The organism is Nocardiopsis gilva YIM 90087, from assembly GCF_002263495.1.
Classification (GTDB): Bacteria; Actinomycetota; Actinomycetes; order Streptosporangiales; family Streptosporangiaceae; genus Nocardiopsis_C; species Nocardiopsis_C gilva.
Map to the genome: position 1 here is coordinate 4,741,595 of NZ_CP022753.1, position 22,934 is coordinate 4,764,528.

At 71.3% G+C, this 22,934-nt stretch carries 17 protein-coding genes, 1 pseudogene and 1 riboswitch; of the genes and pseudogenes, 8 read left to right on the plus strand and 10 right to left on the minus strand.

All coding sequences use genetic code 11. The features are described from left to right. Positions 1 to 18: 18 nt before the first annotated feature. A complete protein-coding gene (locus CDO52_RS21205) occupies positions 19 to 1,218 on the minus strand; it encodes a DUF418 domain-containing protein (protein WP_094932639.1) in 1,200 nt (399 codons plus the stop codon). Between the two features lie 345 nt (positions 1,219 to 1,563). Between CDO52_RS21205 and CDO52_RS21210 the strand changes: the two genes are divergently transcribed. After that, positions 1,564 to 2,241, plus strand: a complete 678-nt coding sequence (locus CDO52_RS21210; RefSeq protein WP_017619734.1) for a LuxR C-terminal-related transcriptional regulator — start codon at positions 1,564 to 1,566, stop codon at positions 2,239 to 2,241. 314 nt (positions 2,242 to 2,555) lie between these two features. Here CDO52_RS21210 and CDO52_RS21215 read toward each other — a convergent pair whose 3' ends face one another. Then, a complete protein-coding gene (locus CDO52_RS21215; protein WP_026125986.1) occupies positions 2,556 to 4,160 on the minus strand; it encodes an MFS transporter in 1,605 nt (534 codons plus the stop codon). Between the two features lie 164 nt (positions 4,161 to 4,324). Between CDO52_RS21215 and CDO52_RS21220 the strand changes: the two genes are divergently transcribed. Continuing rightward, positions 4,325 to 5,029 carry a TetR/AcrR family transcriptional regulator gene (locus CDO52_RS21220; protein ID WP_017619736.1) on the plus strand — a complete coding sequence of 235 codons (705 nt, stop codon included), beginning with the start codon at positions 4,325 to 4,327 and terminating at the stop codon, positions 5,027 to 5,029. Between the two features lie 113 nt (positions 5,030 to 5,142). Continuing rightward, positions 5,143 to 5,922, plus strand: coding sequence for an enoyl-CoA hydratase-related protein (locus tag CDO52_RS21225; RefSeq protein ID WP_017619737.1), 780 nt, complete (start codon positions 5,143 to 5,145; stop codon positions 5,920 to 5,922). Positions 5,923 to 5,976: 54 nt separating this feature from the next. Here the strand turns inward: CDO52_RS21225 and CDO52_RS21230 are convergent, their stop codons facing one another. From CDO52_RS21230 to CDO52_RS21250, 5 genes are all read right to left on the minus strand, one after another. Next, on the minus strand, positions 5,977 to 7,203 hold the full coding sequence (locus CDO52_RS21230) for a heparan-alpha-glucosaminide N-acetyltransferase domain-containing protein (protein ID WP_017619738.1): 1,227 nt from the start codon (positions 7,201 to 7,203) through the stop codon (positions 5,977 to 5,979). Positions 7,204 to 7,368: 165 nt separating this feature from the next. Continuing rightward, on the minus strand, positions 7,369 to 9,354 hold the full coding sequence (locus tag CDO52_RS21235) for an acetoacetate--CoA ligase (RefSeq protein ID WP_193373681.1): 1,986 nt from the start codon (positions 9,352 to 9,354) through the stop codon (positions 7,369 to 7,371). Between the two features lie 165 nt (positions 9,355 to 9,519). Beyond that, on the minus strand, positions 9,520 to 10,029 hold the full coding sequence (locus tag CDO52_RS21240) for a GNAT family N-acetyltransferase (RefSeq protein WP_017619740.1): 510 nt from the start codon (positions 10,027 to 10,029) through the stop codon (positions 9,520 to 9,522). Continuing rightward, positions 9,998 to 10,807 (minus strand): dethiobiotin synthase, encoded by an 810-nt coding sequence (gene bioD, locus CDO52_RS21245; RefSeq protein WP_017619741.1) that lies wholly within the window; start codon positions 10,805 to 10,807, stop codon positions 9,998 to 10,000. Before bioD ends, CDO52_RS21240 begins: the two co-directional genes overlap by 32 nt. Next, a complete protein-coding gene (locus CDO52_RS21250) occupies positions 10,804 to 12,168 on the minus strand; it encodes an adenosylmethionine--8-amino-7-oxononanoate transaminase (RefSeq protein WP_033300843.1) in 1,365 nt (454 codons plus the stop codon). The genes bioD and CDO52_RS21250 overlap by 4 nt, the downstream gene beginning before the upstream one ends. 819 nt (positions 12,169 to 12,987) lie before the next feature. On the opposite strand from CDO52_RS21250, the pseudogene CDO52_RS21255 reads away from it, so the two are divergent. After that, positions 12,988 to 14,198: pseudogene (locus tag CDO52_RS21255) on the plus strand (8-amino-7-oxononanoate synthase). A 206-nt stretch (positions 14,199 to 14,404) separates the two neighbouring features. Then, a complete protein-coding gene (locus CDO52_RS21260) occupies positions 14,405 to 15,517 on the plus strand; it encodes an SGNH/GDSL hydrolase family protein (protein ID WP_026125988.1) in 1,113 nt (370 codons plus the stop codon). A gap of 113 nt (positions 15,518 to 15,630) precedes the next feature. Here the strand turns inward: CDO52_RS21260 and rocD are convergent, their stop codons facing one another. Next, a complete protein-coding gene (rocD, locus tag CDO52_RS21265; RefSeq protein WP_017619745.1) occupies positions 15,631 to 16,908 on the minus strand; it encodes an ornithine--oxo-acid transaminase in 1,278 nt (425 codons plus the stop codon). 488 nt (positions 16,909 to 17,396) lie between these two features. On the opposite strand from rocD, the gene CDO52_RS21270 reads away from it, so the two are divergent. Both CDO52_RS21270 and thiD read left to right on the plus strand, forming a co-directional pair. Beyond that, positions 17,397 to 18,371 (plus strand): DUF368 domain-containing protein, encoded by a 975-nt coding sequence (locus tag CDO52_RS21270; RefSeq protein ID WP_094932640.1) that lies wholly within the window; start codon positions 17,397 to 17,399, stop codon positions 18,369 to 18,371. Between the two features lie 29 nt (positions 18,372 to 18,400). Continuing rightward, a riboswitch (TPP riboswitch) is annotated at positions 18,401 to 18,520 on the plus strand. Beyond that, a complete protein-coding gene (gene thiD / locus CDO52_RS21275; protein WP_017619747.1) occupies positions 18,509 to 19,342 on the plus strand; it encodes a bifunctional hydroxymethylpyrimidine kinase/phosphomethylpyrimidine kinase in 834 nt (277 codons plus the stop codon). (Overlaps the previous riboswitch by 12 nt.) A gap of 138 nt (positions 19,343 to 19,480) precedes the next feature. Here the strand turns inward: thiD and CDO52_RS21280 are convergent, their stop codons facing one another. Continuing rightward, a complete protein-coding gene (locus CDO52_RS21280) occupies positions 19,481 to 20,899 on the minus strand; it encodes an alanine/glycine:cation symporter family protein (RefSeq protein WP_017619748.1) in 1,419 nt (472 codons plus the stop codon). A gap of 226 nt (positions 20,900 to 21,125) precedes the next feature. Beyond that, entirely contained in the window at positions 21,126 to 21,377 is a 252-nt protein-coding gene (locus tag CDO52_RS21285; protein ID WP_017619749.1) for a DUF6457 domain-containing protein, read from the minus strand. Between the two features lie 226 nt (positions 21,378 to 21,603). Here CDO52_RS21285 and CDO52_RS21290 point away from each other — a divergent pair, with 226 nt between their 5' ends. Next, a complete protein-coding gene (locus tag CDO52_RS21290; protein WP_017619750.1) occupies positions 21,604 to 22,851 on the plus strand; it encodes a glycosyltransferase family 4 protein in 1,248 nt (415 codons plus the stop codon). Positions 22,852 to 22,934 lie beyond the last annotated feature (83 nt).

The following is a 22,934-nucleotide window of genomic DNA, read 5'->3' on the forward strand; positions in this document are numbered from 1 at the left end:
CGGCCAGGCGCCGCGCCCTCACCGATACACGCGCCGGCGCAGCAGCGTCTCGGCCGGCCCCTTCCGGCGTGAGCGCTCCAGGGAGACCGCGATCCCGACCGTGAGCAGCCAGGTGCCGATGGCGAACACCGCGATCCCAGCGCTGTCCAGGCGCCCGCCGAGTCCGAACCCCCACGCCGACAGCACCGGGGCGAAGACCAGGGACTGCGCCAGGTAGCAGGTCAGCGAGCGCTTGCCCACGGCGGCCAGCGCGGCGGTGACGAGACCGCGGCGGTTTTTCAGGCGGTACCCGAGGATCCCGAACAGCGCCGCGAACGCCAGCCCGCCGCCGATGCCGGTCACCCGGTGCAGGGCCAGCATCCACATCTCCACCGACGGCGACACCTCCGCGGCCCCGGCGGCGGCCAGGGCCGCGGGGAGTCCGCCCAGCAGCGAGACGGCGAGGCCGACACCGACGATTTTGCGCAGGGTCGGCAGGTGGCGGGCGGGGTCCTCCAGCAGCCGGTGCCGGGCCGCGACCGCACCGAGGAGGATCGCGGGCAGGACCGAGCTCAGCATCCCCTCCAGTACCCCGGCCGGCCACTCCGCCAGCCGCAGCAACGGCGCGGCCAGCGGATCGGGGGTGGCCGCCGAGGCGAGGGCGCCCCCCGCGTCGAGCTCCCCGCTCGTGGCGTCGACGGTCTCCACCAGGCCGAAAAGCACCGCGACGAGGGAGAGCAACAGCGCGCTCACCGCCAGGAACACCGCCGACCAGATGTAGAGGCTGCGGTCGTCGCGGAACAGGAACAGGGCGCCGATGATCAGCCCGGCCGCGCCGTAGGTCCCGAGGATGTCGCCGCTGAACAGCAGTACGCCGTGGACGGCCCCGAAGAGCAGCAGCCATACGTGGCGGCGGCGCAGGAGCAGTTTCGCGCGGGCGCGGTCGGCGCCGTGGTCTTCCTGTCGGCGGAGGATCTGCACCATCCCGTAGCCGAAGAGGAAGGCGAACAGCGGGTAGGAGCGGCCGTCGACGGCGATCGTCAGGGCGAAGTTCACCGCCCGGTCGACGGCCGTGCCGTCGACCGGGTGCCCCATGGGGGCGTGGCCGTGGCCGAACATGTAGGCGCTGGTGTTGGCCAGCGCGATGAGCAGCAGCATGAAGCCGCGCGCCAGGTCGGGGGCGAGCACGCGGGCGCCCGAGCGGACCGGGCCCTGATTCGAGGCGTCGAGGAGGGTCATGGTGGAAGGATTTACCGCCTATTACTTATGCTTTGCTTAAGCGGAACGCAGGGGGGAGCCAATCCATCATTCGTTTACCAGGCCGAATCCCATTCTGCTGCGTCGGCCTCGCCATGGAATATCAGCGCCAACGCGCCGAAGAATACCGACCTCCCAGAGGGTACGCACCTCGGGGCGGCCGCGCCATCCCTCGGAAGTCGCGGCTCCGCGCGCTCGACCGCCGACTTTCGAACACTCGAATAAACCAGAGTTTAGGTCGATCGGCGGGGGTGTTCAGGGGATGTTTCCCGAGGTCATCCGCTGCTACTCTCCCGATGTCGCCTGAAGTACCGGGGGAGTTTGATAATGCGGGTGCTCGTAGTCGAACCGCAGACGATCGTGCGAGCCAGCATCAGCGCGCTTCTGTCCGAGCTTCCAGGAATCGACGTGGCCGACGCGACCGGTTCCGGGAGGGACGTCGTCTCCCTCGCTCGACATTCGCGCGCCGATATCGCGCTGATGAACGCCGATATGGAGGATATCGACGGATATGCGCTCACCCGTACGCTGCGCGAGGACAGCAGTAGGCGGATCGACATCATCCTGCGGCTGTCGACAACACGCGCCCAGGACGTCCAGCACGCCCTCGACGCCGGTGCCGCCGGAATTCTGACCCGCGACAGCTCCCCCGATGTCATGGCCGACGCCATCGACTGCGTCGCGAAGGGCCGCATCTTCCTGGAACCCGCCACCATCCGCCACCTGGTGACGGCGGCCATGTCGGTTCCTCCCCACGCCCGGACGGGCGAGCACCCGTGCCTGTCCGAGTTGACCGACCGCGAACTGCAGATCCTGCGCCTGGTCGCCCGCGCCCTGAACAACCGGCAGATCGCCGCCCACCTGATGATCAGCGAGGGGACGGTCAAGGCCCATCTGAGCCGGGTCCTCGGAAAACTGCGCCTCACCTCGCGCACCCAGGCCGTCGTCTTCGCCTACGACTGCGGCCTGGTCACACCCCACCCGCACAGTCGGAAGTCCGCCTGACACGGGGCGCAATTCCCCCTGATCCACATTTCCGTGACGTGCAATTCACGCCGCGCGGCAATCGCACTCGGCTCCGCCCGCCACCGAAAAAGAAGAGGCCAGGGGGCGTTGGCCAAATGTGGCCAGGACCTGAATCGATCTTGCGGGAGCCATAGCGCGCACTGGTAGGTTCATCGTCGAATTCACCGCACGTGAATTCGACGTCGAAAGCGCGGGTCCGACCTGTGACCGTCCGGGCCGCCGATGCGGCCGGGACAGCGAATCCCCGGGGGAGGACCGTCCCCTCCCCCGGGGTCCGTCGGACATCCGCCGCCTTACAGGTGCAGAACGGGCTCGGCCGTGCTGTCGTCCGACCCCTCGTCCACCTGCTCCTGCTGCTTGGGCCCCATGAACCACGCCAGCAGGGCCGCGGCGGCCATGACGGCGGCGGCGATACCGAACGACAGGTGCATGCCGTCCAGGAACGCCAGGTGGCTGGCGGAGGTCACGGCGTCGGCGACCGCGGCGGACGCCCCGTCCGGGATGACCGCACCGCCCTGGGAGACGGCGCTCTGCATCCCGGCGACCTCGTCCGGTCCCGGTTTCGGCAGCCCTGCGGCCGCGAAGTGTCCGGGCAGCGTCCGGGAGACCGTCATCGCCAGCGCCGCCCCCAGGACGGCGGTGCCCAGTGAGCCGCCGAGCTGCATCGCGGCCTGCTGCATGCCGGAGGCCACACCCGCCAGGGAGACCGGCGCGCTCGTCATGATCGCGGCCGTCGCCCCGGTCATGACGAAGCTCAGCCCGACGCCGAGCAGGATGAAGGCGATCGACGTGTACACCCAGCCGATCTCCGGGGTGAGCCGGGCCAGCATCGCCATGCCCACCGTCGAGGCGACCAGGCCGCCGATGGTCGGCAGCCGCGCGCCCACGCGGTCCACCAGCCGCCCGGCCGGTGTCCCCCAGATCGCCATCATCGCGGTCAGCGGGAGCAGCTGCAGCCCCGTCTGCATCGGGCTCAGCCCGCTCACACCCTGCAGATAGAAGGTGATGAAGAACAGCGAGCCCATCAGCGCGAGGGCCATGAGGATCATCAGCACGGTGCCGATGGAGATCGGCAGCGAGCGGAAGATGTTCATCGGAAGCAGCGGCTCTTCGGCGCGCAGCTCCCACAGCACGAAGGCGACGCCGAAGACCAGCGCGAGGCCGAGGGCCGTCAGCGTCAGCGGGTGGCCCCAGCCTTCGGCCGGCGCCTCGACCAGAGCCCAGACCAGGGCGAAGATCGCGATGCTGAGCAGCACGATGCCCGCCAGGTCGAACTGGGAGCCGGCGTCGGTGGGCCGGTTCGGGCCGACCAGCCACGCGGTCAGGCCGATGGCGGCGAGCGCGATGGGCACGTTGATCAGGAAGACCGAGTGCCAGCCGAAGGCCGAGACGAGCACGCCGCCCAGGATCGGACCGGCGGCCGTGGCGCCGCCGAGGAGGCTGGCGAACACCCCGAACGCCCGGCCGAGCATGTGCGACGGGAAGCCGGAGCGCATCAGCCCCATGGCGGCCGGACCGATCGTCGCGCCGAAGACACCCTGCAGGATGCGGAACGCGATGAGCACCGCGACGCCCGAGGACATCGCGATCGCGACCGAGGTGAGGGCGAAGCCGACGACGCCGATCAGATACATCCTGCGGTGGCCGAACCGGTCGCCCAGCTTTCCGGCGGTGATCAGGAAGACCGCCAGGCCGAGGAGGTAGCCGTGGGTGACCCACTGCAGCTCGGCGAGCGAGGCCCCCAGGTCATGGGCGATGGCCGGGTTGGCGACGGCGACGATCGTGCCGTCGAGGGCCACCATCATCACACCGAACGCTGAGGCCAGCAGCGTCCCCCATGGCCCGCGCAAGCCCCGCGCGGGTGGCGACGGCGGCGCGTCCGCGGCGATCGTGGTCATGTCGTTCTGTCCCCCTGTCTCGGCACCTTCCACGTGCCCTCGTCCCCCGGTCAGTACCGGCTCAGATTATGTCAGTGACTGACAAGTGGCAATCGCTGACGTATTTTGACAATCGCCGGGTATCCTCTCTCACGCAGGACGAACAGCACGGACCGCGAGGAGAGGTGGTCACGATCACAACGGTCGACGACACTCCCGGCCTCGGACTGCGCGAGCGCAAGAAGGCGCGCACCCGCGAGGCACTGGTCGAGGCGGCGCTGCGGCTCTACAACGAGCAGGGCTTCGCCGCGACCACCACCGAGGAGATCGCGGCCGCAGCCGACGTGTCCCAGCGCACGCTGTTCCGCTACTTCCCCAGCAAGGAGGAGGTCCTCCTCTCCCTCCAAAGCGACATCGAGGAGACCTTCCAGGCCAAGCTGGCCGCCCGCCCCGAATCGGAACCCCCGTACGACGCCCTGGTCAACGCGCTCACCGACGCATGGCGCGAACTCGACGAACGCGCCGTGGTCGCCCAGCAGACCCTCGTCAGGCTCTGCGGTGAATCACCCCAGCTGCTCGCCGCCTACCTGCGACGCTCCAGCGAGCACCAGGAGCGCGTCGTCGCCCTGCTCGCCCGGCGCTCCGGCCTCGACCCCGACACCGATCTGCGCCCGCGCCTGGTGATGGCGGCCTTCAGCGCCGCCATGCACACCGGCATCATGCGCTGGTGCCACGGCGAGGAGACGCCGAGCGCCGACGACCTCTACGACGGGATCCGGGAATGCCTGACGGGCATCGTGCCCGCCCTCACCGAGAACTGGCACACAGCACCCGCGCAGGACACGGCACCGGAACCACGGCCGAGGTCGGAGCGGGAACACAGCGGCTGAACCGCGTGCTCCTGCCCCCGACATGGACACAGATCCTGTCATCCCACACCCGAGCGGCGCCACTGATTTTTCGCCCCGTGACGCCCCGCAGGCGCGCGGCGTAGCGTCGGTTTATGGACACTGACGACTACGCATGCATCCTCATCGAACGCGACGGCGGCTACGCCACCATCACGATGAACCGGCCCCAGCGCCGCAACGCGCTCTCCTCCGCCCACATGCGGGAACTGATCGCCGCGTTCGAGGAGATCGGCGCGACCGACGCCCTTGGGATCACGCTGGCCGCCAACGGCCCCGTCTTCAGCGCCGGACACGACTTCGCCGAAGTCGCCGACGCCGACCACGCCCAGGCGCGGGACCTGCTGCAGACCTGCGCCCGCCTCATGCGGACCATCCAGTCCGTCCCCCAGGTCGTCATCGCGCGCGTGCACGGGCTGGCCACGGCCGCCGGATGCCAGCTGGTGGCCACCTGCGACCTCGCCGTCGCCGCGCAGAGCGCCGGATTCGCCGCGCCCGGCGGTAAGGGCGGCTGGTTCTGCCACACACCGATGGTGGCGATCTCCCGCAACATCGGCCGCAAGCGCGCCATGGAGATGGCGCTGACCGGCGACATCGTGGACGCCGCGACAGCCGCCGAATGGGGGCTGGTCAACCAGGCGGTGCCCGACGACAAGCTGTACCAGGCCACCCAGGATCTGCTGGAGCGCGCCACCCGCGGCGGGCCGCGCAGCAAGGCGCTGGGCAAGCAGGCGATGTACGCCCAGCTCGACCGCCCCGAGGCCGACGCCTACAGCTACGCCACCGAGGTGATGGCCGCGAGCAGCCAGACGCCCGAGGCGCGCGAGGGCATAGCGGCGTTCCTGGAGAAGCGCCCGCCCGAGTGGCCGACCTGAGGTCGCGGCGACGCCAGCGCGGCCGACCCCGAGGAGACCGGCCGAAGGCCGGTCTCAGCCCCGCGCCGGGCCGTCGGCGCGCGGCAGCAGCAGGGGGCCGAGGTCGGCGAGCCACGCCAGGCCCCGTTCCAGCGGCCCGCGGCCGACGAGCAGCCGCCACAGCGTCGCGATGACCAGCGAGGCGATGACGAACAGCTCCAGCCGGAACGGCGCGACGTCCAGGAAGGACATTCCGAACAGCGCCATCACCACGATGTGCCCGGCGTACAGGGTGAGCGCCATGGCCCCGGCCGCGGCCAGCGGGTAGAGCACCGCCCCGGCCACGTCGGCGAGCGCCATGCAGCCGACGAGGACCAGCAGCCCGACACCGAGCGCCCCGGCGATCTCGAAGCTGGTCCCGCTGTGCGGGGAGGCCACCAGCAGCCACCACACGCTGTCTGTGGGCACCTGGCCGTGCAGGTCGTAGATCTGGTCGACCATCCACGCGCTGATTGGACCGAGCAGTGCGGGATCGACACCGCTGAGGTCGGGTCCGGCGTCCGACACCAATCGGGTGAGACCGCCCAGCGGGTACACCAGCAGCCAGGAGCCCCCGTAGCCGAGCACGGCCAGCCCCGCGCCGGTTCCGGCCAGTCCCAGCCGCACGCGGGGCGCGCTGAGGTCGATGCGGCCGACGGCCATGCCGGCGATCACGAAGGCCATGAAGGTGCAGGCCGGGTAGTAGCCGGTGAGCAGGAAGTCGGTGAGCCCGCCGATGGAGGACGCGCGGTCGGACGCGAGGTGCAGCTCGTCGCGCACGACGTACGACACCTGCGGGCCGAGCAGCCCCACAGCGGCCGCGACGGCGGCCAGCGCGGGAGCGCGCAGCTTCAGCAGCGGGAGGGCGAGGAGGAAGAACCCGGCGTAGTACGTCAGGATGACGGCGACGGGGACGCCCAGCAGGTCCAGGGCGCCGCCGAGCAGAGCCAGCACCACCACCCGCACAAGGATGCGCGCGCTCACCCGGTGCAGCGGGGCGCCCGACAAAGGGACGCCGCGCCCCGTCATCAGGGCCAGCGACACCCCCGCGAGGAACGCGAAGAGCGCGGCGGAGCGTCCTCGGGTCAGGCCGTGGACCGCCTCTGCGGCTTCGACATCCAGCAGGCCGATGGAGCCCACGCCGAGGTGGACGGTGAACATACCGAAGATGGCGAGCGCGCGGGCGGCGTCGACCCCGGCGATCCTGCCGGGGAGTGCGACGGCCGCCGATTCCGGCGCGGCACCGGATACCTGCTGGGACACGACGCCCAGACTAGGGCGTCTCGGGCATCCCTGTCGTCTCCCCCAATCTCCCTGCCGCCCCGCACCCCCGATCCCCCGTTGATCTCGGCAATATTGGGGTCTCACGGCCGTTTTTTACCCCAATATCTCCGAGATCAACGGAGGTGGGGCGGGCGGAGCGCTGCGTCAGGAGGTGGAGCGGCCCTGCTCCTGGGCGAGCCGGGTGAAGAAGTCCAGTGCCTCGGGGTTGGCGAGCGAGTCGCGGCTGGCCACCTTCTCCGGCCGCTCCCCCATCAGGATGCGCTTGACCGGAACCTCCAGGACCTTCCCGGACAGGGTGCGCGGGACCGCCGCGATCGCGTGCACGGCGTCGGGAACGTGCCGCGGCGAGCAGTCCTCGCGGATACGGCGCGCGATGGCCTTCGTCAGCGCGTCGTCCAGCGCCACGCCCTCCCGCACCACCACGAACAGCTCGATGCGCGACCCGCCGTCGGGCTGCGGGACGTCCACCACCAGCGCGTCGACGATCTCGTCCAGTGCCAGCACCGCCCGGTAGATCTCGCTGGTCCCCATGCGGATGCCGCCGCGGTTGATGGTGGAGTCCGAGCGGCCGTAGATGATGGCGGTGCCGCGCTCGGTGATCTCGATCCAGTCACCGTGCCGCCACGTGCCCGGGTACATCGAGAAGTAGCTGTCGCGCAGCCGCTCGTCGTCGGTGTCGCCCCAGAAGTACAGGGGCATCGACGGTGCGGGCTCGGTCACCACCAGCTCGCCGACCTCGCCGACGACCTCCTTGCCGTCGGGGTCCCACGCCGCGACGGCCATGCCCAGCGCGCGCGCCTGGATCTCGCCCTCGTAGACGGGGAGCGTGGGCGCGCCGCCGACCAGGCAGCTGCAGATGTCGGTGCCGCCGCTGGCGGAGAAAAGCCACAGGTCGTCGCCGAACTCGCGGTAGCACCAGGCGAACCCCTCCGGGCTCAGCGGGGAGCCGGTGGAGCCGATGGCGTGCAACGCGGACAGGTCGCGGCCCTCGGTGGGGTGGATGCCGTCCTTCATACAGGCCGACAGGTATCCGGCGCTGGTGCCGAAGACGGTGATCCCGGCGCGCTCGGCCAGATCCCACAGCGTGCCGAGGTCGGGGTGGCCGGGGCTGCCGTCGTACAGCACGATGGAGGCCCGACTCAGCAACACGCTGACCAGCAGGTTCCACATCATCCATCCGGTGGTGGTGAACCAGAAGACCCGTTCGCCGGCCTGGGTGTCCAGGTGCAGTTCGAGGTTCTTCAGCTGCTCCAGCAGGATGCCGCCGTGCCCCTGCACGATGGCCTTGGGCAGGCCGGTGGTGCCGGAGGAGTAGAGCACCCACAGCGGGTGGTCGAAGGGCACCGGTTCGAAGGCGAGCTCGGCGCCCTCCCCGGACTCTTCGAGCTCCTCCCACGTCAGCGTGCCTTCGACGGGCTGCCCGGTCAGGTAGGACAGCACGACGGTGTGCTCCAGCGTGGGCAGTTGCTCGCGCAGGGCGTCGAGGACGTCGGTGCGGTCGAAGTCCTTGCCGCCGTAGCGGTAGCCGTCGACGGAGAGCAGCACCTTGGGTTCGATCTGCGCGAAGCGGTCGACGACACTGCGCGCGCCGAAGTCGGGCGAGCACGAGGACCACACCGCGCCGATGGAGGCGCAGGCGAAGAACGCCGCGGTGGTTTCGGGGATGTTCGGCATGTATGCGACGACCCGGTCACCAGGCCCGACACCCAGCCGCCGCAGCCCGGCGGCGATCGCGGCGGTGCGCCGCTTCAGCTCGCCCCAGGTCCACTCGCCCAGGACCCGCAGCTCGGAGGCGTGCCGGATGGCAACGGCGTCGTCGTCGCGGTCGCGGAAGATGTGCCGCGCGTAGTTGAGCTTCGCTCCGGGGAACCACTCGGCGCCGGGCATCTCCCGTCGCCCGAGCACCCGTTCACAGGGGGTGTCGGCCTGGATGTCGAAGTACTCCCAGATCGCCGACCAGAACCCGTCGAGGTCGGTCACCGACCAGCGCCACAGCGCGTCGTAGTCCTCGACCCGCACCCCCCGGTTCTCCTCCACCCACCGGGCGAATGCGGTGATCTGCGCGCGCTCACGCCGCTCGGCACTCGGCTCCCAGAGCACCGGTGGCTGGGAATGTGACCGTTGGGACATGGTTCAGCGCCTCCGTCAGCTGTGGGCTCACATGACTCTGGGACACATCTAACAGCAAACGGTCCCGCGCGATATGTGCTGGGGGCACGTTGTTTCACACCGACGCCGAGCCCGGGCCGCACGGAGGAGGCCGAGGAGCGGGGGAGAGCGATCGTCCACCCCACGTCACCCGCCGCGGAGCGCGATCCCATACCTCAGCTCGGTGAAGGTAACGCCGTACCTGGTCTTGGAGCGGGTGGCGCCGTCCACGGCCCAGTCCCTACGGGTGTAAAAGGCGCGGGGACGCTGGTTGTCCTCGGCGGTCCACAGGGTGGCCCAAGCGAATCCCCTGCGGGTGAGATCGCCGAGGGCCGCGTCCATCAGCCGGTCGGCGGTGCCGGTCCCCCAGGCGGAAGGGTGGACGTAGAACATGTGCAGCTCGCCCGTTCCCGCTCCGGCATCGCGGTCCGCGGACGGGCGGGTGAGGGCGAAGCCGGTGATCAGGCCATCGGACTCGCTGACCTGCACCGTGGCCTCGGGTGCCCGGACAGCCTGGACGAACATCTCCTCCTTGAGGCGTTCGGCCCGCAGTCGCTCCGGCGGGAGGAAATGCGACCATCCGGCCAGCCCCGCCGCGTGGAAGACCTCGCTGAGGCTCAGGCAGTCACCGTGTCGGGCCGGACGTATCGACGGCATTCCACCATTCTGGCACCGGTGGCGGCGAGGGCCTGAAGGCGCCGACTGTCGGATGGGCGGGCGCCGTGCCGTGGACGCGGGCGAATTCGGCGGCGTCCCAGGTGCCGTCGACTTCGGGGGCGAGGGACGCGCGGGCGGTCGCGGCGAAGTCGGGCGGGGAAAGCCGGGTGACGCCCGACGGGAGCGCGCCGAGCAGGGGGGCGCCGGCCATTGTGCTCAGTTCCGCCACGTTGCACCGCATGGCGAGGTCCGGGGTAGCGGGCCAGGAGCCGATGACGACGCCGGTGCAGGAGGCGCCGCGTGCGCGGATCGCCTCAGCGGTGAGGGCGGTGTGGTTGAGCGTGCCCAGGTCGGGGCGGGCCACCAGCAGGAGCGGCGCGTCCAGGGCGGTTGCCACGTCGGCGATGGTCGCCTCCTCGGCGTTGAGGCGGACCAGCAGCCCGCCAGCGCCCTCGACGATGACCAGGTCGTGGTCGGCCCGCAGTTCAGCGACCGCGTCGGCGATCGCCTTCAAAGGGACGCCCGACTCCCCGACGCGGCGGGCTGCCGTGGCCGGGGCCAGGGGGTCGGGGTAGCGGGCGAGTTCGCGGGGCGTCGTCCCCTGGGCGAGGCGGGCCACCTCGGCGGCGTCCCCCGGCTCCTCGGAGCCCACGCCCGTCTGGGCCGGTTTGAGCACCGCCACCCGCTCTCCCCACGCCAGCGCGGTGGCGGCGACGGCGGCGGTGACGGCGGTCTTGCCCACCTCGGTTCCGGTCCCGGTGACCACGAGGGTCCTCATCGCACCTCCACCGAGACGCGTGCGGCGGCCAGCATCCCGTCGGTGATCCGCTCGATGTCGGCGTCGGCGCAGACATAGGGCGGCATCGCGTAGATCATGTCGCGGAACGGGCGCAGCCACGCTCCGGCGTTCAGGGCGGCCTCGGTGGCGGCTGCCATGTCGACCGGGCGGTCGAGCTGGATCACGCCGATCGCTCCGAGCACCCGCACGTCGCGGACTCCGGGCAGGTCGCGGGCCGGGGCCAGGCCCGCGCGCAGGCCGGATGCGACGCGCGCGACGTCGCCCCGCCAGTCGCCGCTCCGCAGGAGGTCGATGGAGGCGACGGCGACCGCGCAGGCCAGCGGGTTGCCCATGAACGTGGGGCCGTGCGCGAGGACCGGGACCTCGCCCTCGGCGATGCCCTGGGCCACCTCCGCGGTGCACAGGGCCGCCGCCAGGGTCATGTAGCCGCCGGTGAGCGCCTTGCCCACGCACATCACGTCGGGGGCGACCCCGGCATGGTCGGCCGCGAACATCTCTCCCGTGCGGCCGAAGCCGGTGGCGATCTCGTCGAACACCAGCAGCACGCCGTGCCGTTCGGTGATCTCGCGCAGCGCCCTCAGGTAGGCGGGGCTGTGGAAGCGCATGCCTCCGGCGCCCTGCACCACGGGTTCGACGATCACGGCCGCGAGTTCGTCGGCGTGCTCGGCGACGAGACCGTCGAGGTGGTCGATGTAGGCGGGGTCAGGCGCGGCGTCGTACCCGGCGGGCGGGGCGTCGGCGAACACCTGCCGGGGCAGGACATCACCCCACAGCGCGTGCATGCCGCCCTCGGGGTCGCAGACCGACATCGCCTGGAAGGTGTCGCCGTGGTAGCCGCCGCGCCAGGTGAGCAGGCGCTGCTTGGCCGGGCGGCCCTGCGAGCGCCAGTACTGCAGGCACATCTTCACGGCCACCTCCACCGACACCGATCCGGAGTCGGCCAGGAACACGTGCCGCAACGGGGCGGGCGTGATGTCGACGAGGGCGGCGGCCAGCCGCGCGGCGGGTTCGTGGGTGAGACCGCCGAACATGACGTGCCCGAACCGGTCGAGCTGCGCGCGCACGGCCGCGTCGAGCACCGGGTGGGCGTAGCCGTGGATCATCGACCACCAGGAGGACATGCCGTCCACGACATCGCGCTCGACACCGTCCTCGCCGGTCAGGCGGATCCGGGTGCCCGCCGCACCGTGCACGACGCCGGGGGCGGGGCCCGAGCCGATGGAGGAGTAGGGGTGCCAGAGGTGGGCCCGGTCGACCTCACGCACCCACGCGGGATCGGCCCCTGCGTCAGGAGCCGGTGCCGGTCGTGTCTCCGGTTGACTGGTCACTCGTGGCGTCATGGTCGCCCATCCTGCCAACCCGCCCCCGGCCGGCCGCATGCGGACTCCTCCACAAAATCGGCCCCGATCTTTGTCCCGTTCCACCGATGACAAACGGTCGCGGGCATGTGAGAGTCGTGTCCGCCTCCTAGCACCGTGTGCCTCTGCCCTACCGGCGCGAACACGAAGGAGCGAGCGGAAGCGTCCCATCTGACGGTCCAGCGCCGGACGGTGGTGGCGGTGACGCGCGCGAGGAGGGCAGGCGCGGCAGGCCCCACCGCCGCGACCAAGATCTTCAGTGGCCGCGCAATTGGCCCGGTAGGGCAGAGGTACCGCGCCACCCGTGCGGGCACCCGCCCGTGCGCGGGCAGACCAGCGCGTGTCCGGGCTCCGCAGTACCCTCGACCACGGCTCTACCGTCGGCCCGATGCGCCGAAGGCGCATCGGGCGTCCCGGATCTGACCGGCGGAAACCGCCCTCTCCCGACCAGAAAGGCCACGGCAGCCCCCGGAGAATCGACGTGCACCCTTCCCCACCTCAAGCAGGCGGATTCCTGGCGCGGGACGCCCCACAGCTCAGCGCCCCGGAAGGCCGTACTCCCCCAGTCCCAGCCGGGGCGCAACCCGCCCGGTTCGCTACCAGAAAGCCAGGGAGTTCTGTTCCCTCCTGGTTCTCGACCGGCACGGTGGACGCGCCTGGTTCTCGCAACGCACGCGGTACACCGCACCCGATCACGGGGGCGCTCTCTCGCCCGGCGGACGAAACCCCGAGCTCGCCCTGCTCCGGAGGGGAGCGATTCCTCCCCCGGCCCACGCCGGGGGCATCCGCGAAGGAGACCCGGTGACGACACATCCCCCCGGCCGCGCGTCGGACGCTCAGGGTGCGGCCGCATCCGGCCGCACCGACCCGTTCGGCTGGTTGGACGCCGCCGCGCGCGAACGGGCGGAGGCGGGGTTGACCCGCAGGACACGGCCCCGCGCCCACGACGACGACCTGCTCGACATGGCGGGCAACGACTACCTAGGACTGACCCGGCACCCCGACGTCACCCGGGCGGCGGCGGAGGCCGCCCGGCGCTGGGGGGCGGGGTCCACGGGGTCGCGGCTGGTCACCGGCGACACCACCCTCCATGGTGAGCTGGAGGCCGAGCTCGCCGCGTTCTACGGGACCGAGGCGGCGCTGGTCTTCTCCTCCGGGTACGCGGCCAACCTCGGCGTGATCACGTCGCTGTCCGGCCCCGGCGCGCACCTGGTCTGCGACCGGTACAACCACGCCTCCCTCATCGACGCCACCCGGCTGGCCAAGGCCGCGGGCGCGCGCGTCTCGCTGTTCGACCACGCCGACGCCGAGGCCGCGCGCGCCGCTCTGGCGGCGCACCCGGCCGAACGGCGCCTGGTGGTCAGCGACACGGTCTTCTCCGTGGACGGCGACCTCACCGACCTGTCCGGACTCGCCCGCGCGTGCGCCGACGCGGGGGCGGCGCTCCTCCTGGACGACGCCCACGGCCTGGGCGTCATCGGCGACGGTGGCCGCGGGGCGCTGAGCGCGGCCGGGATCTCCCCGGCCGACCGCGGCGGCATCGTCGTCACGGCCACGCTGTCCAAGTCGCTCGGTGCCCAGGGCGGTGCCGTCCTCGGTCCGCGCCGGGTCATCCGCCACCTGGTGGAGACGGCCCGCACCTTCATCTTCGACACCGGCCTGGCCCCGGCCGCGGCCGCCGGGCGCTGGCCGCGCTGCGTGTGCTGCGCGCCGAACCGGGGCGGCCCGAGCGGCTCCGCGCGATCGCCCGGCGACTGGCCACGGGCTTCCGCGAGCTGGGACTCGACGCGAGTTCCCCCGACGCCGCGGTCGTCTCGGTCCGCGCACCCGCGCCGGAGGAGGCCGTGGCCTGGGCGCGGCGCTGCCGCGACGCCGGGGTCCGCGTCGGCTGCTTCCGCCCGCCTTCGGTGCCCGACGGCCGTTCCCGCCTCCGCCTCACGGCCCGCGCCGACCTGGACGAGGTCGAGATCAAGCGCGTCCTGGACGTCGTCACGACGACGCGGCCGACCTAACGCCCCAGCGGGAACGGCCCGCCCGACACCCCCGTGCCCGACCGGGCGGCCCGGTCGGCTGTGCTCCGGATCACCCGTGTCTCGGCCGCTCCCGGTCACGCGTGCCCCCGTCCGATCAGGGGATCCGGCCGGTACTCTGCCTCCAGGGTCGCGCCGCCGCCGGACCCGAGCAGGAGGCGGCGCAGAACGAGAGGCAGAACGCGACAGTGCGCATACCGGAACTCCCGCGGCGGACCTGGGTCCTGGGCTCCCTCGCCGTCTCCCTCGTGCTCGCCTGCGTCATCGTCATCGCCGTGCCGGTCACCCGCACCGGCATGCTGGGCCTGTGGTGCGAGGTCACGGGCCGCGGGTGTGCCGAGCAGCCGCCCCCGCCCGACGACGCCCCCGAGGTCCCCGACTGGCGGGTGGAGATGTCCCCGGTGGATGCCGCCACCTGGGGCCACTATGTCGCGCTGGGCGACTCCTACTCCTCGGGTGACGGAGCGGGCGACTACCTTCCTGGCACCGCGAAGTCCGGCGGCTGCTGGCGGTCGGCCAACGCCTACCCGCAGCGGATCCTCAGCGCCTACGACTTCGCCGGTGACCTCGGCTTCGTCGCCTGCAGCTCGCAGAAGGGCCGCGCCATGCTGAAGGAGGTCGGCTCGGCCGACTCCCAGCTCGACCGGATCACCCCGCACACGTCCCTGATCACCCTGGGCGTCGGCGGCAACGACCTGGGGTTCACGCCGGTGCTGCGCACGTGCATGGTGCGGCTGCCGCTGGTGGAGGCCGACGCCTGCACCGGCCAGGAGAAGGACGTCGAGAAGCGGATGGAGAAGTTCAAGGCGACCTTCGACGACCTGCTCGCCGAGATCCGCGACCGGGCGCCGGACGCGCGCGTCGTCGTGCTCGGGTATCCGCGGCTGTTCCCCGCGAAGCCCCAGGGGATGTACTACACACTGACCGTCGGCGACCAGAAGTGGCTCAACGACACGATCAAGCGGTTCAACCTCCAGCTGGAGAACGCCGTGAACCGGGCCGACGCCGAGATCGCCGACGAGAGCCAGGTCGGCAGCGTGGAGTTCGTCGACATCTACACGGTGTTCAAGGGGCACGAGGTGGACGCCGAGGAGCCGTGGCTCAACGGGGTCCTGATCCGCGACCTGAGCGAGGGCATCAAGGTGGATCGGAGCACCTTCCATCCCACCGCGGCGGGGCAGGCGGCGTTCACCGACCGCGTGGCCGAGCGCATCGCCTCCGGACCCGGCCGCGCGCTGTACGTCACGCGCGACACCCTCGACAACGCCGATCCCGACGTGCTGGTCGCCGAGGTCGAGTAGGACGTACCGGCCTCCGCCCCGTCCCAGGTGCGGACGGACGGGACGGAGGCCGGGCCAAACCGCTGTCCCGGGCCGGTTCCGGCCGCGGGGAAGTGCCGGTCAGGGGCCGCGCGCTAGCCCTTCTCCGCGCGCAGTTCGGCCAGGACCTCACCGAACCGGTCCAGCGCCCAGTTCAGGTCGTCCTCGGTGACGACGAGGGACGGCGAGAGCCGGACCGTCGAGCCGTGCGTGTCCTTGACCAGGACGCCCTTCTTGGCGAGCCGCTCGCACAGCTCCCGCCCGCTGGCCAGGGACTCGTCGACGTCGACCCCCGCCCACAGCCCGATGCTGCGCGCGGCCACCGCGCCGTTGCCGACGAACTCCTTGATCCGGGTGCCCAGCACCTCGCCGAGCCGCTGGGCGTTGTCCAGGTAGGGCCCCTCCCGCAGCATCCGCACGACGGTGCGGCCCATCGCCGCGGCCATCGGGTTTCCGCCGAAGGTGCTGCCGTGCTGGCCCGGCTGGATCACGCCGAGGACGTCCTCGTCGGCGACCATGGCCGAGACGGGGAGGATGCCGCCGCCCAGGGCCTTGCCGAAGAGGTAGGCGTCGGGGATGACGCCGGTGTGCTCGCAGGCCGTCACGGTGCCGGTGCGGCCGAGGGCCGACTGCACCTCGTCGGCGATGAACAGCACCCGGTTGTCGTCGCAGATCTCCCTGATGCGGGGGAGGTAGTCCGGGGGCGGCACGATGACCCCGGCCTCGCCCTGCACGGGCTCGACGATGACCGCGGCCGTGGTCGCGTCGATGGCCGACGCGATCGCGTCGGCGTCGCCGTAGGGGACCACGCGGAAGCCGGGGGTGTAGGGACCGAAGCCGCCGTAGGCGTCGGGGTCCTCGGAGAAGGAGATGATGGTGGTGGTGCGGCCGTGGAAGTTGCCGCCCGCGACGATGATCGTGGCCTGCCCGTCGGGGACGCCCTTGACGTCGTAGGCCCACCGGCGGGCCACCTTGACCGCGGTCTCCACCGCCTCGGCGCCGGTGTTCATGGGCAGCACCTTCTCCTTGCCGACGAGGTCGGCGAGGGCGGTGACCCAGGGGCCGAACTGGTCGTGGTAGAAGGCGCGGCTGGTGAGCGTCACCCGGTCGAGCTGGTGGTGTGCGGCCGCCAGCAGGTCGGGGTTGCTGTGGCCGAAGTTGGTCGCGGAGTATCCGGCGAGACAGTCGAGGTAGCGGCGGCCCTCGACGTCGGTGACCCACGCGCCCTCGCCTTCGGCGATGACAACGGGCAGGGGGTTGTAGTTGTGCGCCGAGTGTGCCTCGGCCAGTCCGATGTGGTCGCTACTCGAAATGACGGGACCGGTGTGATCCCCACCGGCCGTGTATTCGCCCAGACTGCGGGTGTCGCTCATCCAGGTTTCCCTTCGATCGCCGTTGATCGGAACAGCAGTGATCGTTATTCGATTTTCAGATACCCGTTCGGTTAACGCACGAAGCACCGCCTCAGGCGGACTCCAGCAGGAGAACAGATGGTGCCCCCGATGCACAAGAGGCGGCACGTGCCGCTCCCCACCAGCCCCATCCGGGACCCTGGGCATCGCGGAATCGTTCCCTCATCACATTCCTCCCCCGTCTCCGCGGCGCCGCACGCCGCGGACGTCGTGTCGTACCGGGGCGTCCCCTACGCCTCCCGGCTTCCCGACGCGTCGACGCGACTACTACCCATACGATGCCGGTACACACGGGGCCGCGTCACAGCATCGTGTCCGAAACTTCCCCACACAGCGCCGAACCGTCCCCCTCGGCCGCCCCTAGACTGGGGGCGCACCGCCCGCGGCGGCGGTCGCCCAGCTCACTTGCTCCCATTTCCTCCCGCACCCATTCAGACGAAACGCGAGACATGGCGAAGTCAGTCGGTACTCACCTCTTCAACGCGTTCCGCGGCGCCCTCATCGGGACCGCGGAGGTGGTCCCCGGCGTCAGTGGCGGCACCGTCGCACTGATCGTGGGCATCTACGAAAACCTCATCACCTCCGCGGGCCACGCGGTGAACGGAATCCGGCTGGCAGCCGGCGACCTGCCGCGCGGCCGTGGCGGCGCGCGCGCCGCCGAGGAGTTCCGCAAGGCCGACTGGGGCGCCATCATCGCCGTGCTGATCGGCATGGTCCTGGCCGCCCTTGTCGCCGCCAAGTTCCTGGCCCCGCTGGTCGAGCACGAGCAGCAGTACGCCTACGCGGTCTTCTTCGGCCTGATCCTGGCCTCGCTGTGGGTGCCCTACAGCGGCTCCGGGCGCACCTGGAGGCCCGGCGACTACCTGGTGGCACTGGCCGTCGCGGCGGTGACGTTCCTGCTCACCGGCCTGCCCCCGGCCCACGTCGAACCCAACTTCTTCATCGTCGTCGGCGCCGCGGCCATCGCCGTCTGCGCGCTGGTCCTGCCCGGCGTCTCCGGCTCGTTCATCCTGCTCACCTTCGGCCTGTACACGGCCACGATGGACGCGCTGAACGCCCGCGACTTCGGCTACATCGGGACGTTCGCGCTGGGCGCGATCATCGGCCTGGCGTTCTTCGTCAAGCTGCTGCAGTGGCTCATGGAGAGCTACCACCACATCACGCTGGTCGTCCTGACCGGACTGATGGCCGGTTCGCTGCGCGCGCTGTGGCCGTGGCAGGACGAGCACCGCACGCTGCAGGCGCCGCAGGGCGATATTCCGGTCACCGTCGCCCTGGCGGTTCTGGGCTTCGCGGTCGTCGTCGCCGTGCTGCTCTTCGAACGGCGTGTCCAGGCCCGGCGGCAGGGTGCCGCGAACGGGGCCGGTCAGACTCGGGGCCGCCACCGCTCGGCCGACCCGGTCGACTCGGCCGAGCGCGGCTGACGGGCACCCCGACAACTCCATCCAACGTCCATCACGGCGCGGGGTGCCGGGAGACGATCACCCGCTGGTGATCAGCCGTCCCGGCTGAGAGCACACCCGTCGAACCTGATCTAGCTCGTACTAGCGAAGGAACGCCAATGAGCGGCTACAACATCCTGTCCATCGCCGGCAGCGACCCCAGCGGGGGCGCCGGCATCCAGGCCGACCTGAAGACCTTCTCCGCGCTCGGCGGCTACGGGATGACGGTCATCACCGCCCTGACCGCCCAGTCCACGAGCGGTGTCACCGGCGTGCACGCCGTCCCCGCGGAGTTCGTCTCGGCGCAGCTCGACACGCTGCTCACCGACGCGCGGGTGGACGCGGTGAAGATCGGGATGCTGTCCGACACGGGCGTCATCGGCGCGGTCGCCGCGGCCATCGACCACTACGCGCTGCGCAACGTGGTGCTCGACCCGGTGATGGTCGCCAAGAGCGGCGACCGGCTGCTGGCGCCCGAGGCGGTGGCGGGGGTCCGCGACGAGCTCCTCCCGCGCGCCGATCTCATCACGCCCAACATCCCCGAGGCCGCCGAACTCCTCGGCGCGGACGAGGCCGGCAGCATCGAGACGATGGGTGCCCAGGCCGAGCGCCTCCTCGTTCTGGGCGCCCGCCGCGTGCTGCTGAAGGGCGGCCACCTCGGCGGCGCGGACAGCGGCCACAGCACCGACCTCCTGGTCGAACCGGACTGGCCGCCGCGGACCTTCACCGCCGAGCGCGTCCGCACGCACAACACCCACGGCACGGGCTGCACCCTGTCCTCCGCCATCGCCGCCCTCCTCCCCCAGCGCGACGACGTCCCCGCGGCCGTGCGGGACGCCAAGGAGTACCTCACCGAGGCCCTGCGCCACGCCGACGAACTCGACGCGGGCCGCGGCAAGGGCCCGGTCCACCACTTCCACGCGTGGTGGGGCGCTGTCGCGGCCGACCACTAAGGCTTCCCCCACGGCCCTCGCCCGTTTCCCCGTTGATCTCGGGGATATCGACCGAATATCGGCGAGTATTCGGTCGATATCCCCGAGATCAACGAAGGCCCCGCCCCGCGTGGTCTGCGGGGCGGGGCCTGGAACGGGTCACTGCTGGCGGACGTCGGGGACCTTGATGTCCGGGTTCTTCCAGTCGGGGTTGCTGAAGTACCTCTGCGTCTCCTGGACGATGACCGGGGAGAGCAGCAGCAGGCCGATCAGGTTGGGCAGCGCCATCAGGCCGTTGGCGATGTCGCTGGCCACCCAGATGACGTCCAGGGAGGCCACGGCACCGACGTAGATCATGGCGACGAACACCACGCGGTAGACGGGCACGCCCCTGTGGCCGACGAGGAAGTCGATGCAGCGCTCGCCGTAGTAGGACCAGCCGAGGATGGTGGTGAAGGCGAAGACCGCGACGGAGATGGCCACGATGTAGCCGCCCATGGCGCCCAGGCCGGGTGTGATGGCCGACAGGCCGCTCTGCAGCGCCTCGGAGGTCATCTGGGCGCCGTCGCCGGTGCCGTCCTCCTCCCAGACGCCGGTGACGATGATGACCAGGCAGGTCATGGTGACGACGATGAGCGTGTCGATGAACGTCTGGGTCATCGAGACCATCGCCTGGCGCACCGGCTGGTCGGTCTTGGCCGCGGCGGCCGCGATGGCGCCGGTGCCCAGGCCCGACTCGTTGGAGAAGATGCCGCGCGCCACGCCGGCCTGGATCACGACGAACACGGAGGCCGCGCCGCCGCCGGCGGCGGCCTGCCCGGTGAAGGCGTCGGTCAGGACGAGCGCCAGCGCCGCGGGGATGTCGCCGACGTGCACGATCAGCACGGTCAGAGTGATGCCGATGTAGAGCACGATCATGATCGGCACGATCCCGGCGGCCACGCGGCCGATGCTCTTGATACCGCCGAGGATGACCGTGCCCGCGATGATCACCATCGCGACACCGGCCACCCAGGTCGGAACGCCCCAGACGTTGTTGAGCTGCTGCGAGACGGTGTTGGCCTGGGTGCCGTTGCCGATACCGAAGGCCGCGATGGCGCCGAACACGGCGAAGAGGACGCCCAGCGCCAGGCCCAGCCCGCCGGGAAGACCGTGGCGGAGGTAGAACATGGGGCCGCCGCTCTGCTTGCCCACGCTGTCCACCTGCCGGTACTTCACGCCCAGCAGCGCCTCGCTGTACTTGGTGGCCATACCGACGAGGCCGGTCATCCACATCCAGAACAGGGCACCGGGACCGCCCATGCCGATCGCCAGCGCGGCACCGGCGATGTTGCCGACACCCACCGTGGCGGCCAGCGCGGTGCTCAGCGCCTGGTAGTGCGAGATGTCGCCCTGGACGCCCTCGGCCTCCTTGCGGCGGACCAGTGCCAGCCAGAGGGCGTGGAAGAGCTTGTGGAACTGCAGCAGCCGCAGTCGGATCGTCAGGAACAACCCAGTGAGCAGCAGCAACGGGATGAGGACGTACTCACTCCAGATAATGCCGGAGAGGGTGTCCAGCATGTCCGTGAGTTGATCCATGGACGAACTCCCTATGTGTTCGAGCGAGGGGGTAAGGATCCGCCGCCCTCCGCCCGGGTGAGGACGGGGTAGGGCGACGACGGCACGACGCACCGCCGCGATCAACGTGATGCAACGCACTGCCACATTTACCTGGTTTTTTGACCGGTTTCGTCACGTATGCGTCACGTTTCATCCTCGGACTGGTCGCTTCTGCGTTCTGTAACAGGCGTATGACCAGCGGAATTCACGGCGTGTCGGGCGACTCCGGCGCCTGGGCGAGCGCCAGACGGCTGAGCACGGCCGCCGCCTCCACAGGGTCGGCTCCTCGGCCGACGGCGACACCGAGCAGGTAGGTGGTCAGGGGCGCCGCCGGGCGGGCGACCGAGTGCGCGGCGTCCCGGGCGAGGTCCAGGATCCGATCGACGTCGCCCTTGCCGATCTCCTCTCCCAGCTCCAGCTCGGCACTGACGAGCTCTGCCCATTCGACGAGGGTCATGCGGCGCTCCTGATCCGTGGACGCGTGATTGGCGACAGCTCGCGATCCTACGGCCATCCGTGCCGAAACACCTCCACTGACGCGATATCGGTCCGGACCGTCGCCGACCCGCGCTTCGCATACCCGGAGGAAGATCGTCAATCGGGCGCCCACCGCAGGTCCGGAGGGGTTTACGTGCGGTACCTAGCGTGCCGGGTAGGAGCCCCCCGCCGTTGGGAGATACACCGTGCCTGCTGCCGCCTCCGCGCCCGTTCCCCCGCCTCCCGCCGCCTCCCAATCCGCCTCCCCTCTCCGCGTCGCGATCATCAGCGAGTCCTTCCTTCCCCAGGTCAACGGCGTCACCAACTCGGTCTGCCGGGTCGCCGAACACCTCGCCTCCCGGGGCCACCAGGCCCTCATCCTCGCTCCGGGCACCGGCCCCGCCCGCTACGCGGGGTTCCCGGTGGTACGCCTTCCGGGCGTGCCTCTGCCCTTTTACCGCGGTTTCACCGGCGGGCTGCCGTCGCGGCGGCTCGTCACCGCCGCGCTGCGCGCCTTCGGCCCCGACGTCCTCCATCTGGCCTCCCCCGCGCTGCTGGGGCACACCGCAGTGGACATCGCGCGCCGCTGGGCGCTGCCCACGGTCGCCGTGTACCAGACCGACCTGCCCGGATTCACCGCCCGCTACGGCCTTCCCGCGGGCGACCTGCTCTGGCCCTTCCTGCGCCGCGTCCACTCCGCGGTGGACCGCACCCTGGTGCCCTCGTCGGCGACCCTGCGCGAGCTGGCCGACCAGGACTTCCCCCGGCTGAGCCTGTGGCAGCGCGGCGTGGACACCACGCGCTTCGACCCGCGCCACCGCGACGCCGCGCTGCGCCGACGGCTGGCCCCCAACGGGGAGGTCATCGTCGGCTACGTCGGCCGCCTGGCCCGGGACAAGCGGGTCGACCTGCTGGCCCACGTGGCGAAGCTGCGCGGGGTGCGGGTGGTGGTCGTGGGCGACGGTCCCGACCGGGCCCGGCTCCGCCGGCGGCTGCCCGGAGCGGTGTTCCTCGGCCAGCGCACGGGCGAGGAGCTGTCCCGGCTCTACGCCTCCTTCGACGTCTTCGTGCACACGGGCGCCGACGAGACGTTCTGCCAGGCGGTGCAGGAAGCCCTGGCCTCGGGCGTACCGGTCGTGGCCCCCGCCTCCGGCGGCCCGCTGGACCTGGTGGTCCCCGAGCGCAACGGCCTGCTGTACGCCCCGAATTCGGTGCGCGAACTGCGCCTGGCCACCGGGCGCCTGGTGCACAACGCGGCGCTGCGCGAGCGATTGGCCGCCGAGGCACGCAGCACGGTCGAAGGGCGGACCTGGGAGGTGATCGGCGACCAGCTCCTGGAGCACTATCGGGCGGTGATCGCCCCCACCGGCGCACCGCCCCTGGAGACGGCGACGGCGTCGAACGCCCGCGGGGGCGGCGCTCCGCTCGGCCCCGGCCTGCTGACCCGCCGCTGATCGCCCCGCGCGTCCCGAGGACCGCGGCGACAACGTGGAGGAGCGGGACCGGCCCCTCTCCGGTCCCGCTCCTCGCCCCCGTT